Here is a 16,105-nt window from a genome sequence, read left to right as displayed (position 1 = left end):
TCCTTTCATTTTTGTAAGCGCTTATCAAAAATATAGTATGAAGTGGTTATTCTCTCAATAGCGGAATCACAGGAAGTTCATGTCCCAACCATAGAAAGTCTTTATGAAACCAAAAATAGCTTTGCATATAATAGCAGTACAGCGTGAACTAATAAGCGAAAGAAACCGCTTACAAAAAGGAGGGAGTCAATTGGAACTAGCTGAATTAGACATTTTTTTTGCGTAACGAAGAATCAATCGAAACTCTGCAGCGTGAACAAGGAATGAATATCAATGATTTAAACTTAGCTTACCATCTTCAGACACCGCCAAAAATCCACCGAGGGGATCTATTTCAACAGGGAAATATTCATATCAGTAAACACCGTCGATATGCGGAAGTTCCCGAGCATACACATGATTTTGTTGAAATCAATTATATGTATAGCGGTACATGTTTACAAATTATTAATGGAGAAAGGATAGAGATGGAAGAAAGTGACGTGGTGATCATTGATAAAGAAGCTACTCAAAGAATCGAATACACAGGGCAAGAGGATATTTTAATCAACATCTTATTAAAAGAAGAAACCTTATCTACAGAGATATTGAATCATTTGGCAAGCACAAATAATCTACTTTCTTCTTTTTTGATAAATGCATCAAAAGAAAAAGGGGAACATACACAATTCATTCATTTTCGCGGCGGAAAAACAAGTCGTTTGACGCATTTGATTGAAAATATGCTGTTGATTTATTTTGATACATACAGTCATAAGATCCGTTCGTTAAATCTCTATACATCACTATTACTGATCGAATTGACTCATTTATTAGAACAACAAAGCTTTTCATCAGCAGATGGATGCGCAGAAAATGAGATGCTTAGAGTATTAGATTATATCGATAAGCATTTTACTTCTTGTACGTTAAAAGAAACAGCAGCTCATTTTGGCTACAATCCGGTCTATCTTAGTAATAAATTGAAAATGTATTTTGATGCTTCCTTTCAAGAACTGGTTCTAAAGAAAAAATTCGACTTTGCGTTGGAACTGATTCAAGAAACGAGTTTTTCGTTGGAAGAAATCGCTAATCGTATCGGATATAAACAAACGACTTCTTTATTCAAATTATTCAAGAAGTATTCAACATGTACTCCCAATGAATGGAGAAATAAACATTAAGAAGAAAATCTTTCACTAAAGCATATGAAGGAAAATTGTTTTAGGTGCGATTGCTGTCTTATTATATCGTTGCAGCGAATTTTTTTGGATTTATTTTCAGTTCTAAACTTTTGGTTGTATTATCAGGGGATATAGGTGTAAACATTTGTCATTTATCTGTTATGCGTATTCAGGAATTCGTTTCCATCAAAAATTATAATAACAACTATTATAATTAACATGTTGATAAAATGAATAAACAAGACTATACTTTTCATGAAAGTAACAAATAGTTATGAAAAGGAGCTGTTTATTCATGAAAAAAACAAGTCGTAAAGTAGTAATCGTCGGTACAGGTTTTGTTGGAACAAGTATCGCTTATGCAATGATCAACCAAGGAATCTCTAATGAATTAGTATTGATCGATGTGAATCAAGAAAAAGCAGAAGGGGAAGCATTGGACCTTTTAGATGGTATGGCTTGGGGCGATGAAAATGTGGCTGTATGGTCAGGTGGCTATGAAGAATGTAAAGATGCTGATATCGTTGTTATCACAGCTGGTATCAACCAAAAACCTGGTCAATCTCGTTTAGATTTAGTTAAAACAAATGCGTCAATCATGCGCCAAATCGTAAAAGAAATCATGGGATCAGGATTCGACGGTATTATCGTTGTTGCTTCAAACCCAGTAGATATTTTGACATATATCGCTTGGAACGAATCTGGTCTGCCAACATCACGTGTTATCGGTACTGGAACAACATTGGATACAACTCGTTTCCGTAAAGAAATCGCATTGAAATTAAAAGTTGACCCACGCAGCGTCCACGGCTATATCTTAGGTGAACATGGTGATTCAGAAGTTGCTGCATGGTCACATACAACTGTCGGTGGTAAACCAGTGTTTGAAATTGTAGAAAAAGACCATCGTATTGCCCAAGATGAATTAGATGTGATTGCTGATAAAGTCCGTAATGCTGCTTATGAGATCATTGATCGTAAAAAAGCAACTTACTATGGTATTGGTATGAGTACTGCACGTATCGTAAAAGCTATCTTGAATAACGAACAAGCTGTATTGCCTGTATCTGCTTATTTAACTGGTGAATACGACGAAAAAGATATCTTTACAGGTGTGCCATCAATCGTTGACGAAAATGGTGTTCGTGAAGTTGTTGAATTATCAATCAACGAAGAAGAAAAAGCAATGTTCAGCAAATCAACAAGTGCTTTAAGAGAAGTATTGAACACTGTATTATAAGAAACAATGAATATGAACTAAAAATCCTAAAACTGCTTAACAGCTGAAATAGCTGTTAAGCAGTTTTTTATTGATATCTAATAGGTAAGCAAATAAACAGAATGGTTAAAATTAATCGGTCCGAAAATGTATCCGTACATATGAACATATGAAATTTAATCTGTTGATTACAATAAGCGAATCGTTATCAATGTTTATCTGTGGTTAATTAAAAAATCCTTCCGCAACGGCAAATACAATGATTCATATCTAATTCGTTCATATTTGATTAACTGAATAAAGAAACTGGTTTTTATCATTCAATTAAACGACAAAAAAAGTAAGAAAAACTGCAAAATTTTTTTATAATTTTGCATAAGCAGATTTTGATGGAAAAATGACGATTTTTGATAAAAAACCGTTCGAGAGAGGTTTATCATTTTTTAAATCTACTTTGTATAATATATATTATGTAAACTAAAATATATAAAAAATCAGCCCACTAGTTCTAAACCACTATTTCCTACTATTCACTCTTTTGTATTCCTTTTAAATCAATTATTTCAAAATTAATCCATATTTTCCATATTTTTATGAAAAAACTATTTTGTATGATTAAACATAAAAAAATCAGCATATTCCTTAATGACATGCTGATCTAATTGAGAAATAAAGTTTTTAATTCGTTCATTTTATTGCGGTTTGTCGTAAATAACTGGTTATCTTGGACTTTAGTGAATCGAAATCCAATGAACTAGTGGTAATCATTATGATAAAATCAACAGCTTCTTGACGAGAAAAAGCAACTGGACAATTATTCAATTGAAGAAACAACAACATGGCAACAAGAGCAGTTCGTTTATTGCCATTATGAAAAGGATGTTTTTTAGCTAAATTAATTGCTAAAATCGCCGCTTTTTCATAGATTTCAGGATAGAGTTCTTGATTGAATACTGCTTGTGAAGGCTGTTTGACGGCCATATCTAATGCATTTGCATCTTTTACACCGATCATTTCGCCTGGCGAGTGACGGTAAAATAACTTTCGCGTTGATTTTGATAATTTCTTTAGTCGAAAGATACCTCATAAATCAACCAAATCTTTTAACGCGTCTTCATATTGATTCATGATCGAATCAACTAATGAATCAATATCAGGTTCTTCTTGTGCTTTGATCATTCGTACAGAACCATCAGATTGAAAAACATAACTGATTGCGTCACCTGTCTGCACACCCATGAATTCTTTTACTTCTGGTGGGATAGTTGTTACATCGCTATTGCCAGATTTTCTAATTTTATACTTTTTCATTTTTTTCATATTTCGCCACCCTCTATACCATTCTCATTCTATAGTAAGTACATTATATCCAAGTATATACTTTTAATCAATGTATATACTTTTATTTTGCTTTTTCTTACGAAAAAATGACAAAGAAAAAAGTTTGTGACATGACTTTTGTCACAAACTCTCGTATTCTTAACCAAAATATTGATGAAATACTTGTGTAATAACTGGTAGAAAATAAATAATGATCATAGCCGCTACCACCACCAACAATTGTTTTCGCTGTTTCTTTCGCTTTAGCATGCTTGTCGTTTTATGAAAAAAATAAGTAGCGCTTTTAGCTCCTGCAGTCAAAGTCGATAAAATCAACGTTGGTGAATATGCTGTTTGATTGTGCGTCAATGACAACAACTTCGTCCCGTAATCAGGATACTTTAGAAATGCTTGGTACACAGCCACAATCGTGATTGCTCCCATAAGATAATTTAAAAATGAATGCACTTTTTTCAAATAAAAAAACTCCTTGCTATCTATATAAAATCAGCCTACCCCAACGTTTTTGCTTGATTCACTGATATTTTTTAGTTTTATTGGTATTTATATTCTCACTTTTCGGAATAAATATTCCGCTATTTCATTGTTTTCATTTACTCTACTTCGTTTTCATTATTTTTTCTTGATGTTTCTTTGTTTCCATCAACTGCTTTTGTTCCACTGTTTTCGATCCATGGAAAAGAAAAACCGATTGTCATATCTTCTTTTAATACTAAAACTGCATCGAATTTCCCTTTTTTACCAGTAAAACCTTTGACAACTTTACTTGTCTTTCCTTTTGAAAGCAAATCTCTGAGATTCGTTTTAGTCAGCTTCTTTTTAGCTACTGTTGGCCACAATTTGAAGTCGCATTCCGGATTCAAGCATGTAGCGATTTTAGGATAAAGCATGACTATTCCCTTTTTACATTTTGGACATCTTCCTAATTGATCGTTTTTCTTCTCCATCGCTTTTATCTGACGTGTCCCGCTAATCTCATCTGAAAAGTCTACCTTGTCGATTTGATTAGGAACTTCTGCCAATAAATGTAGGATGAATTTTTTGATATTCTCTAAAAAAACAGATGGTGTCCCCTCTTGTTTACCAATTTTTCTCAAGTACCCTTCCCAGCGCGCAGTCATTTCTGCGCTCGTCAGTAATGGTTCATTGGCTACTGCCTTACAAAGAGTGATTCCTTTTGGCGTAACAGTTATTTCGTTTTTATTGACTTCGATGTAATGCTTCTGCTTAAGATTTTCAATGATATTGGCTCGTGTAGCTTCTGTCCCTATTCCTTCTACTTCTTTGAGAATTTCTTGCGCTTCATCATTATCCAGCGTTTTTCCCGCAGTTTTCATTGCTGTGATCAACGTTCCTTCGGTATAGGGTTTTGGAGGTTGTGTTTCTTTCTCCATACTTTTCAGTTCTACTTCTGCTTCTTCATTTTCTACGATAGGAGGAAGAGTCTGAGCTTCTTTCTTTTTTGACTTGATGCGTAAGATTTCCTGCCAACCTTGCTGTAATGGGATCTTTCCGATGCTTTTTAGCTTTAATTGCTGTACGCCCGTCATTACGGTCGTCTCTTCGTAGATATAATCTGCAGCAAACATAGCCACAGTAGTGCGCAAAACTTGCAAATAGATTGCTTGCTGTAATTTGGAAAGCTTCGCAAAGCGTGCAGGAGTCGGAATCGTCTTTGTCGGAATAATTGCATGATGTTCTTGAACTTTTTTCGCATCGACATATCGTTTCTTTGCTTTGATCTCAGTTGTCTGTACTTCTTCTATTCCTAAAAATTTTTTATAATTTTGCAGATGTTTAACCAGATACTGATGCTCATTTTCTGTAATGTAAAAGGAATCCGTTCTTGGATAGCTTAGAAACTTGCTTTCGTACAATCCTTGAGCAGCATCAAGTGTAGCTTTGGCACTTGCTTTCATTAGCTGATTCATCTTTGTCTGCAAACTAGATAGCGAAAATAAACGTGGACTATGCAACCTCTTTTCCTTTTTCGTAACTTCAAGAATCCGTCCGTTTTGCTTACCTAAATGCGCTCCAAGTTTTTCTATTTCCTTCGTTAACTCTTCTTGGGTTTTAAATGCTTTTTTTGGTACGATTTTTCCAGAAAACTGCCCTTTGTTTGTCGTAATTAAACCTTCTCCTTCAAAGTACGTTTCTTTTTTGAAGTGTTTGATTTCTTCTTGCAGCTGATAAATCATATAGAGTGTCGGTGTTTGTACACGACCAAGAGAAAAACTGCCATCAATCCCTTTTCGTTGAAGTAGCAAGCTATATAATGGACTTCCATTCATTCCAATCAGCCAATCAGCGTTCTGCCTTGCTTGCGCTTCTTTATATTTTGGAAAATAGTTCTTTCCAGGTTGGAGATTCTTAAAACCTTCATAGATTGCTTCTTTTTCAAGAGAATTGATCCATAAACGTAAATAGTTCTTTTCCTTAGAAAATGCGTTTGCTTGTCGAATAATCGACCACGCGATGGCTTCACCTTCTCGATCACCATCTGTTGCAATAATGATGGTATCGGCTGACTGCAATTCTCGTTTTACGATCGAAAATTGTGCACGTTTGTCCATTGGAACTTCGTAACGGAAGGTTTCTGGGAAAATAGGCAAATTTTCTAAAGACCATTTTGCCCAACGCTCTTCATAAGCTCCTGGAGCAACCATATCTACCAAATGTCCAAAACCATAAGTGATGGTTACTTCACCAGCAAACAATGGATCGCTGATTTCATAATACCCTTCATGCCGCTTTTGCTGTTGGAAGGTTTCGGCATAGGCTTTTGCTTGTGAAGGTTTTTCAGCTAGTATCACCGTCTTCATCTTCTGACCTCCGTTACTTAATTTTTTGCGGACTTCTCTATTATGGAACATATTTTCGCATCTGGCAATAAAAAAAAGATACCGTATAGTCGAAATAGACACAAAAACATCAAGCAAACAAACGATGATCCGTTTGCTGCTTGATGTTTCCAGAAAATATTCATCTTTAGCTGTCACTCTTGGTTAATCTGCCAGTTGATGCCAAATCGATCAGTTACCATCCCATACAACTGAGCCCACGGAACAGCATCCAGTGGCATCTCAATCTTACCACCCTCAGCTAAGCTTTCAAATAGGCGCTTCGTTTCTTCTTCATTTCTTGTCTGGATGACTAAAGAAACATTATTTCCCACAACTAATTCAGGACCAATTCCTTCTGGCGTATCTGCAAACATAACTAATGTATCATAAATGTTCAGCCGTGCATTCGTGATTAGATTTTTTGCTTCTTCTGGCAAGTTCATTTGTTCTATTCCAGGCATTTCACCGTATGTGGTGATACCTGATGCTTCAGTCTGAAAAACTTTTTCATAAAAAGCGATGGCTTCACGCGACTCATTTTTGAAGTTCAGATAGATATCCAATGTAAACAGCTCCTCTCTTGGTTAAATCTACCATAAGAAAGCGTTTTTTACGAGTGAATCGTTTGATTGATTCATGACAAAAGCCTTGCGCAGCTTCTTCTTGATCTTTTTTATGATCATTTATTCAAAAAATCTGTAATAGCAGATTGATTCATTTGATTATCAATTTCAAGAATACTGCCAGCATAATCACTTTGCCCATAATTCCACGAACCGTCTACTGGCACACTTATTCGATCAATGCCACCAGCTCCTCGTGCAATCGAAAAGAGGTTTTTCGTCAAGAACCAAGCAGTGACATCTGTGGATGTATATCCTAAAGCTTTACCAGCTGCATAAGGTGCACGGATCAGATTCAATGGATTCTTCAATTGGCTGAAAATAGCGTTCATTACTTGCTGTTGGCGTCTGACACGGCCAAAGTCTCCTTGTTCATCCATTCGGAAACGTGCGTACTGCAAAAGAACATGTCCATCCATCTTCTGGCCCCCTTTTTTAATATCTACACCATCCAGATTCAGATCTTTTTCTGCATCGATCTTCACTCCGTTCATGAATAAGGCATCGATCACTTTTTCAAACGATTTGAAATCGACTTTCGCATAGTATTGACAATCGATTCCAAAATTTTCTACTAAAGTTTGACGCACTAGATCGGCTCCTCCGTATGCATAAGCTGAATTGATCTTATTTTGTCCTACCCCTGGGATCGTAACGAAGCTGTCACGCATAAAAGAAATCAGTTTCGGCTTATGGGAAGGACCATCCAACTGTAAGACCATGATCGTATCGGCTCGCCCGGCATCTTCTCCGCGTGTATCACTTCCAAGGATCAAAATATTATGCGCACCATTCGTCGCTTTTTGCCCATGAAAGGTTTCTGAAGTCGCTGCCTCTAAGCTTGTGTCATGTTCAGCTACATATTTACCAATAAAAAATGAGATACCTGAATAAAGGATCAAAACAAGCAAAATCGATAGAATGATTTTTTTCCACGATCGCTTTCTTCGAGGTTTTAACGGTTTGTTCTTCTTTTGCCGATTGAAAAATTTTTTATTTTTTTGTTGTTCTTCTGCTCTTGGTGCATCTCTGTATATCTGTTGCTCGTATTGGTTCAAATGTTCAAATGAATGCTGCTCTCTTTCATAAATACGGGTAGCATCTTCCTCATTTTCCATACGCGTTCGTTTTCGTTCTCTTCTAGCAAAAATACTCCCCGTATCCCGCTTCAGAGGTTTCGCCTTCTTATGGATGTCCTTATAGCGATCCATCCGACTCATTGTGGTTCCTCCTCGTTTCTTACTGATAAATAAAGGATACGATAACCAATCGACAAAAGCCTATCATTTTTTGATAATTTAATAAAAAATAACGAAATAAATGCTTCGATACATAAAGGATTACTTTTCTTGAGACCGTTTATGCGAGAATAAAAGATCTTTATCTATTATCCTTTTTTAATCAAACAGCTTTTCAATCACATGGATCGGCATCTTTTCCTTTGTCCATAATTCAAACGCGATTGCTCCTTGGTAGATCAACATGCCAAGTCCATTGTATCCTTTTGCTCCTACTTTTTTTGCTTCTTTTAATAAACGTGTTTCTCTAGGTGCATAAATCAAATCAAAAACCGCTAGATTCTCATGCATCATGCTTATATCTAAGAGCGGTGACTGATTGATTTTCTTTCCCATCCCGATATCTGTTGCATTGACTAGAAGACAGCTTTCTTTCAAGTCTTTTCTTAATTGATGCGTATCGGCAAAGTCACGAACTTTTATCTTACAAGAAGTTCGATAGCTGAGTTGTTCGAATGTTTCTTTTACTTGAGCGAATGTTTGGTTGTTTCGTTTATAAACTACGATTTCCTCAGCGCCGTCTAACGCTGCTTGAACAGTGACTGCCTTTGCTGCACCTCCAGCTCCCAGTAGAGTCATTTTTTTCTTTTTGATCGAAATCCCAGCTTCTTGCACGGATTGCATGAAGCCCGCACCATCAGTATTATAGCCAATCAAACGACCCTTTTCGTGCACGATCGTATTCACTGCTCCGATCAATTGCGCTTCCTGGCTTACCTCATCCAGATAAGGAATAACCGCTGTTTTATTCGGCATCGAAAGATTTACACCTAACATATCAAAAGTTCGAATACTTTCGACTGCTTGCTTCAAATTCATTGGATTTACTTGGAAAGCTAAATACACCGCATCGATGTTGTTTGCTTCAAAAGCAGTATTGTGCATCAATGGGGATAAACTGTGAGAAGCCGGATCAGCAAAGAGCCCAGCTAATTTGGTTTGTCCAGAAATCATCTTATTCCTCCTTTGTTCTTACTTCAATAAAAAAAGCCACTTAGCGTTTGATACGAAAAAGTACGAAACGTCTAGGTGGCAAAGTAGCAAATTCTTTTCTCATCGTTTACTTGTCAGAGCAAAGAATATTCTATTTAATTGTTAAAATCATTGACTACGTGATCCTACAAAACACCCAAATATGTTTAATTGTTTATTGTTTTAAGTATAGGATGAATCAAAGGAAGATGTCAATGAGTTTTCAAGTCCTTCTACTGAAAGGAATTTTTCTGTCGAAATCAATCCACTACTTCTTCAAAGAACTGCAAAAGGTCGCCCATTGTCAAATGTTGCTTTTCTTTTTCAGAAATATCTTGAACGATTTTCCCTTTTTGGAGTACGATCAGACGATTTCCGTATTTCAAGGCGTCTTCCATTCGATGCGTGATCATGAGACAAGTCAATTTTTGTTCATTGATCCGCTGATTTGTTAATCGCATTAATGCTTTAGCTGTTTTAGGATCTAAAGCTGCAGTATGTTCATCTAATAATAGTAACTCAGGAGCTGTGATCGTCGCCATCAGCAAGCTTAATGCTTGGCGTTGACCACCAGATAATTCACCCGCTGGAGTATCCAAGTGTTGCTCTAGGCCATTACCGACTTCTTGACATAGTCTGAAAAAATCTTCTTTTTGATTTTTCAAGTTACGTAAACGGAATTTCCGTTTTTGACCTCTTTTTTGTGCAAGTAGCAAATTTTCTGCTACTGTCATCCGAGGAGCCGTTCCCATCTTGGGGTCTTGGAAAACTCGAGAAAGGAATCGTGCTCTTTTTTCTTCTGAATCTTTTGTGATCAGCTGATCTTTAAAAGAGATCGATCCTTGACTGAGTTGAAGCGTACCAGCGATCGTATTGAACAGTGTGCTTTTTCCAGCACCATTCCCGCCAAGGACAGTGATGAAGTCCCCTTCTCTGATTGTAAGGTTAATTTCATCCAATAGTACTTTCTCTTCATTCATTCCATTGTTTACGACTTTTCTGCCATTTTTGATTGTCAATATATCAGTCATTACTATGCCTCCTTCTCAAAACCCGTTTTTAAGTTCAGTGCTTTCTTCAATTGCGGGATCATCAGACAAATAGCTAAGATGATAGCGGAGAACAACTTCAGATAAGTCGTGTCAAACCCTAGTTTGATTACTACTAAAATCAATAGCTGATAAATGATACTGCCGACAACAATAGCAATCAATCTTTCTGCTAGCGTCAATTCTTGGAAGATCACTTCACCGATGATGATGGAAGCAAGACCGATGACGATTACGCCAATCCCTTTATTTACATCTGCATATCCGTCGTTCTGGGCAATCAGCGCACCGGATAATGCAATGACACCGTTCGACAAAGTTAAACCTAAAATTTTCATACGATCGGTTTTTATCCCTAACGACCGAGCCATCGTTTCGTTGTCTCCTGTCGCAATATAGCCTTGACCCAAATCTGTATTGAAGAAGAATAGCAGTACAGCAATCAAGATGCCCAAAGAGATGAAGCCAAGAAGGACTGTGTCAAAGTAATCAGGTAACCCAAAGCGATGGAAGCTGTCTTGTAGAATCGGATGATTCAATAAAGAAAGATTTGGTGTTCGCATCACAAACAAAATAACTGAGTTCAATCCTGACATCACTAAAATCCCTGCTAAAATAACCGGTATCTTTCCTTTTGTATAAAGTAACCCCGTAACGAGTCCTGCTATCATGCCAGCACCTACGCCTAATAATGTAGCTACAATCGGCGCTACCCCATGAGTAATAGCTGTCACACAGACAGCAGCACCTAATGGGAAGGACCCTTCTGTCGTCATATCAGGAAAGTCTAAGATCCGATAAGTCATGAAAATCCCTAATCCTAATATTGCCCAAAGCATGCCTTGTGAAATAGCTGATACGATCATTTGTCATCCTCCTTAGATGTTTCTTGCTGCGAGTCATCTGTAATGATTTTGGGATTACGTCCATATAATTGTGTAAAAGTGAAGCATCAAAAAAGCCATTGATCTCAGTTAGGAGTACAATGTTTTTTGCAGAAAACATACTCGAATAGGACTGATATCAATGACTCAAGTACATTTTACTTTTGAAAGCGAAGAAATTCAAGCAATTATAAACGAAAGCGGTGCGAATGATACCGCAAAAACACTTATGACTATCATGTTTAATCAGCTGATGGAAGAACAACGAAATCAATATATTCAGGCAAATGCCTATGAACGTTCAGAAGAACGGCAATCACAAAGAAATGGTTACTACGATCGTTCGTTTACAACTCGAATTGGTACGTTAGAACTTCATGTTCCACGAACCAGAGACGGTAAGTTTAGTCCTACTATCTTTGAAAGATATCAGCGAAGCGAAAAAGCTTTGATCGCTGCCATGATTGAAATGGTCATTTCTGGTGTCTCCACTCGCAAAGTAACTAAAACAGTTGAACTGCTAACGGATGGTGCGACTGTTTCTAAATCATTCGTTTCAAATCTGATGAAACAGTTGGATCCATTTGTTTTTGAGTGGAGAAACCGGAGCCTAGAAGGCTCGGAATATCCATTTTTCATGTGTGATGCCCTGTATATGAAAGTAAGGGAAAATCATCGTATTGTCTCAAAAGGTGTATATATTGGTATCGGCATTGATTCTGATGGACGACGTACGATTCTTGGTTTTGATGTTCAAGACGGCGAATCGGAAGATAATTGGGATACCGTTTTTCAATCGTTCGTTCAACGAGGTTTGTTCGGTGTAAAACTGGTCATTTCTGATGCACACAAAGGGTTAGTTAAGGCTGTTCGCAAGAACTTTTTAGGTGCGAGCTGGCAAAGATGCCAAGCCCACTTTTTGAGAAATATTTTTGATAAGCTGCCAAAGAAAGTTTCTTCTGATGTAAAAGACGAGTTGAAGAGTATCTTTAAAGCCTCTGAACTTGAATTGACACGTGAAAGAAAAGAGCACTTCTTGGAAAAATATGGTTGTGATTCAAAATTAAGTGCTGCTTGCGACATTTTAGAAAACGGCTTTGAAGATGCTATTCAAATTTTGTCTTTTCCTGAAAATATCCGCCGAAGGATTCGTACAACCAATGTGTTGGAACGGTTGAACGAAGAGATTCGCCGGAGAGAACGAGTGATTCGGATTTTTCCAAATATCAATTCCATCACTCGGATAATTGGAACACTTTTGATGGAAAAAGACACTGAGTGGCTGGCTTCTCCACGAAAATATTTAGAATTTAATTCGAATAACATTTAGCACCATGAACCTGTGCGAGTCTCTTCTTTCTGAGGAGAGACATCAAGAGTCGCTGCGCTACTGCTCCTGACCTCTCTCCTCAGAAAGAAAGGCATGGCAGTTAGGTTCACAACGCAAAACATTGTGCTTTTGATGAGGTTGAACTTTTACACAAGATTGTGGACTTGACTGATTTTGGCTTTTTCCTTCATCGATTGGGGAACAATGATTCCTAAGCGATCAGCTTGAGATTGATTGATCACTGTATCCCCTTGATCAAATGTATAAACAGGCGTCGTTTCCGGTTTTTCTTTTCCACTCGCAAGTTCTGCCGCCATCTTACCGCTTTGAAGCCCTAATTGATATTGATTGATCCCGATTGTTGCTAGTCCACCTTGTTCCACCATTGTATCCACAGATGGAATGACGGGGATATTTGCTTTGTTTGCTTCTTTTACCACTGTTTGCATCGCATTGGCAATGGTATTATCTAATGGAACATAGATAAAATCGACTTGTCGGCTCATCACTTGAACCGTTTGTGCAATCTCATTAGTGGAAGGCACCGCATATTTTACTGATTCTAACCCTTCTTTTTTTGCAGCTTCTTCTGCTTGTGCTACTTGGTATTTTGAATTATCCTCTGAAGAAGCATACAAGATTCCGACTTTTTTTGCATTTGGCAACAAATCAGAAGCAAGCTTGATTTGTGAAGTAACAGGCGGCTGATCAGAAACACCTGTTACATTACCACCAGGTTTCTCTAAAGAAGCGACTAATCCAGCCCCCACAGGATCCGTTACAGCACCTAACACAACTGGGATCGATGAAGTCGTGTTTGCTAATGATTGAGCGGCAGGTGTTGCGATTCCAATCAAGGCATCTGGATCAGATTGTACTAGCTGTTGACTCATTGTGGCTAGCTTGCTCTGATCGGCTTGTCCATTTTGAAATTTGATCTCAAGATTTTCTCCTTCTTTTAATCCTTCTTCTTTCAGACCATCTTTGATTCCTCGATAAATCTCATCTAATGCCGGATGGCTCACGTATTGCAATACCCCAACAACTGTTGTTTTTTTTGTCTGGTTCGTCGAAGTACTTTCTTTTTCGCCTGAGGCTTTTCCATAAATAAATGCACCTGCTAAATAAACTAAAATAATTACTACAACTGTTATTAATCGTTTGTTTTTCATTTTTTTCCTCCTGCAAAGTCAATCTTTTTATTTATTATAATCAGGCAAGTATCCAGTCTACAAAAAAAGACAATGGCCAAAGCGGTCATTGTCTTTACACAAAAAACCGCATAGATTCTAATCTATGCGGCAGTCAATGTTCATGTCTAGCATAGATACAAGCTTTAGAAATGCACTCTAAAAAGTTGTATCTATGGGAAAGTCTCACCATTAATACAACTTATCTACGCCAGCTGCGCCAATTTTTTTTGTTTTCTGCTGAAATACGTTTTGATAAGTTCATTACAGGTCACCCTTTCCTTAAGAATTGATTTAAGTCTAATCGAATTTTTGAATTTCGTCAACTATATTTTTTAATTTTTTATTTGTTATTTTGAAGATCAAACATCACTTGTTCTGATAATTAAAAATAGCGCTATATAGACCCACCGTTTCATCGCGCCAATGTCTCAATTAGCAATCTCGGAATTTTGGGAAGTTACTCCCGTTCTATCCAATTCTTCTTCTAATTGTTTGATATTGGCTAACGGAAGTCGATTCAGTTCAGGGATCAACTCCTTATCAAAATCAGTTATTCCTCCCTTACCCGCAGTTATCCGATTTGCTTCTTTTCCTCCATCAAAGAAAATAAATGTCACTTCATCCGTTCGTATGTTATATTTTTGTTCCAGTTCATGTACATCATAAACGATCGGATAATAAAAGATCGGTCGATTCAATTCTTCCATAAGCTCAGGATCATTAAAAACATCAAGCATGTCCTGATAGGTTTTCCCGTTCGGTTTGCTGAACATCACCGATATCGCCCGGCTTTGTTTGATTTTCTGATCAGCTTTGCTGTAATCAAAAGGTTTCAATTTGCTGGTTGGTATGGACGAATAAACGAGACTATTTACTTGCTCTTCTCGGATTTTTTCCGGCAATAAAAACATTGCAACTGTTAACAGCAATGATAAGATGAGCAGAAAAACAAGACGTCGAAAATACTTACTTGGATTTTCTGCGAATGACACTGAGAAATGTTCATTCATTTCTTGTACTCTCGATTTAACTACTTCCCAAATAACAAACACCTTCTTTTCTACTTTTTCTCCTATTTTTTATTATATATTATTTGTCAAATTAAGCGAGACAAAACTTTCCATTTACGTAACTCAAAAAAACTTCTAATGGTGTTTGGTAATTTAGTGATTTTCTAGGGATATGGTTTCTTTTGGACGCAACGGATGAGATGAATCCTTGATTGACTTGGTTGAATTCCATTTCTTTTGGTAGTCCATCTTTTCGGAGGAGTCCGTTTGAATGTTCATTTAATCCCCGTTGGGAAGGCGTTCCTGGGTCTGCGAAATAAATATCAATATCATTCGTATTACTAATACTTTTCCAATTAGAGAATTCTTTTCCACAATCAAAGGTAATTGATTTGAAAAGATTTTTGGGTACGGATTGAAGCCATTCATTAATCGAATTTTCAATATCAACTGCCTTACGGCCTTCTGGTTTCAAGGCGATAATGGCTTTTGAAAGTCGCTCAACGAGTGTGATGACGGCACTTTTATGGTGGATGCCGACAATCGTATCACCCTCTAAATGTCCAAATTCTTCTTCGAAAACGACATAATCTTTTTTACGTTCAGAAATATTTCTTTTGAATGCCTGTTTTCCACGTTTTTCCTTATAACCATTTGGTTTTCGTTTTCCTTGCATCGGTAAATGTAAAACATTGAATTCTCCCGTCTTAAACCGGCGATAGAGGGTACTTACTGAACAAGAGAAGGTTCGCTCTGCACGGCCAATAATGACGTCTGGGGTCCAACCTTCAGTTGATCTTTTTTCAATGTATTCTTTTTCCTCAGCAGGAAAAATGATTTCGGTTCTCCCACAACGTCGCTTATTTTCTTTGTATTGTTCAAAGTATTCAAGTGCTGTTCCACCACATTTGAGAAAGTTATAGACATTGTAAATTGTTTGGCGTCCACGTTTAAGCTGCTTCGCAACGATAGCAACCGGAGTTTCTTGATGAAAATATGCTTCTATCATTACAAGCTCGTTTGGTGTAAGATGGGTATAAGTCATTTATGTTCACTCTCCTTGTATGCTTTAGCGGGTATTACAATTTGAGTGTAACATAAATGGCTTTTTTATTTGTCTCGCTTAATTATACAAACGGCGATACCTAAAAATTTGGATTTCAACGATAGAAACACTGTT

14 protein-coding genes and 1 pseudogene are annotated in these 16,105 nt (G+C 37.1%); 3 read left to right on the top strand and 12 right to left on the bottom strand.

The window, feature by feature from the left end; translation table 11 throughout:
* Window positions 1–218: 218 nt before the first annotated feature.
* Together ACIFUW_RS06675 and ACIFUW_RS06670 are read left to right on the top strand one after the other, a co-directional pair.
* Entirely contained in the window at window positions 219–1,163 is a 945-nt protein-coding gene (locus ACIFUW_RS06675) for an AraC family transcriptional regulator (protein ID WP_002296705.1), read from the top strand.
* Between the two features lie 295 nt (window positions 1,164–1,458).
* Window positions 1,459–2,403, top strand: a complete 945-nt coding sequence (locus ACIFUW_RS06670) for an L-lactate dehydrogenase (protein WP_002289717.1) — start codon at window positions 1,459–1,461, stop codon at window positions 2,401–2,403.
* Window positions 2,404–3,069: 666 nt separating this feature from the next.
* On the opposite strand, the pseudogene ACIFUW_RS06665 reads toward ACIFUW_RS06670, so the two are convergent.
* The 9 genes and pseudogenes from ACIFUW_RS06665 to ACIFUW_RS06625 all read right to left on the bottom strand — a co-directional run bounded on the left by ACIFUW_RS06665 (window position 3,070) and on the right by ACIFUW_RS06625 (window position 11,374).
* Window positions 3,070–3,469: pseudogene (locus ACIFUW_RS06665) on the bottom strand (type II toxin-antitoxin system death-on-curing family toxin).
* Window positions 3,466–3,702: an AbrB/MazE/SpoVT family DNA-binding domain-containing protein gene (locus ACIFUW_RS06660; protein WP_002289715.1), complete on the bottom strand. Its 237-nt coding sequence runs from the start codon at window positions 3,700–3,702 to the stop codon at window positions 3,466–3,468. Before ACIFUW_RS06660 ends, ACIFUW_RS06665 begins: the two are co-directional and overlap by 4 nt.
* 159 nt (window positions 3,703–3,861) lie before the next feature.
* A complete protein-coding gene (locus ACIFUW_RS06655) occupies window positions 3,862–4,146 on the bottom strand; it encodes a hypothetical protein (RefSeq protein WP_002289718.1) in 285 nt (94 codons plus the stop codon).
* A gap of 170 nt (window positions 4,147–4,316) precedes the next feature.
* A complete protein-coding gene (gene topB / locus ACIFUW_RS06650) occupies window positions 4,317–6,545 on the bottom strand; it encodes a type IA DNA topoisomerase (RefSeq protein ID WP_002322737.1) in 2,229 nt (742 codons plus the stop codon).
* 173 nt (window positions 6,546–6,718) lie between these two features.
* On the bottom strand, window positions 6,719–7,129 hold the full coding sequence (locus ACIFUW_RS06645; protein WP_002295867.1) for a VOC family protein: 411 nt from the start codon (window positions 7,127–7,129) through the stop codon (window positions 6,719–6,721).
* Between the two features lie 116 nt (window positions 7,130–7,245).
* A complete protein-coding gene (locus ACIFUW_RS06640) occupies window positions 7,246–8,409 on the bottom strand; it encodes an LCP family protein (RefSeq protein ID WP_002303062.1) in 1,164 nt (387 codons plus the stop codon).
* A 177-nt stretch (window positions 8,410–8,586) separates the two neighbouring features.
* Window positions 8,587–9,441 (bottom strand): shikimate dehydrogenase, encoded by an 855-nt coding sequence (gene aroE, locus ACIFUW_RS06635; RefSeq protein WP_002289627.1) that lies wholly within the window; start codon window positions 9,439–9,441, stop codon window positions 8,587–8,589.
* A gap of 278 nt (window positions 9,442–9,719) precedes the next feature.
* Window positions 9,720–10,490 carry an ABC transporter ATP-binding protein gene (locus ACIFUW_RS06630; RefSeq protein WP_002289629.1) on the bottom strand — a complete coding sequence of 257 codons (771 nt, stop codon included), beginning with the start codon at window positions 10,488–10,490 and terminating at the stop codon, window positions 9,720–9,722.
* Window positions 10,491–10,492: 2 nt separating this feature from the next.
* Window positions 10,493–11,374, bottom strand: a complete 882-nt coding sequence (locus tag ACIFUW_RS06625; RefSeq protein WP_002289631.1) for an ABC transporter permease — start codon at window positions 11,372–11,374, stop codon at window positions 10,493–10,495.
* 160 nt (window positions 11,375–11,534) lie between these two features.
* Between ACIFUW_RS06625 and ACIFUW_RS06620 the strand changes: the two genes are divergently transcribed.
* A complete protein-coding gene (locus ACIFUW_RS06620) occupies window positions 11,535–12,722 on the top strand; it encodes an IS256-like element IS16 family transposase (RefSeq protein ID WP_002296840.1) in 1,188 nt (395 codons plus the stop codon).
* Window positions 12,723–12,868: 146 nt separating this feature from the next.
* On the opposite strand, the gene trpX is transcribed toward ACIFUW_RS06620, so the two are convergent.
* The 3 genes from trpX to ACIFUW_RS06605 all read right to left on the bottom strand — a co-directional run bounded on the left by trpX (window position 12,869) and on the right by ACIFUW_RS06605 (window position 15,970).
* Window positions 12,869–13,894: a tryptophan ABC transporter substrate-binding protein gene (gene trpX, locus ACIFUW_RS06615; protein WP_182482939.1), complete on the bottom strand. Its 1,026-nt coding sequence runs from the start codon at window positions 13,892–13,894 to the stop codon at window positions 12,869–12,871.
* 449 nt (window positions 13,895–14,343) lie between these two features.
* Window positions 14,344–14,967, bottom strand: coding sequence for a hypothetical protein (locus ACIFUW_RS06610; protein WP_002295864.1), 624 nt, complete (start codon window positions 14,965–14,967; stop codon window positions 14,344–14,346).
* A 49-nt stretch (window positions 14,968–15,016) separates the two neighbouring features.
* On the bottom strand, window positions 15,017–15,970 hold the full coding sequence (locus ACIFUW_RS06605) for an IS30 family transposase (RefSeq protein WP_000222572.1): 954 nt from the start codon (window positions 15,968–15,970) through the stop codon (window positions 15,017–15,019).
* Window positions 15,971–16,105: the final 135 nt, after the last annotated feature.

This window comes from Enterococcus sp. PLH-Efm8 (assembly GCF_053011625.1).
This window is presented reverse-complemented; position numbering and strand designations above follow the sequence as displayed.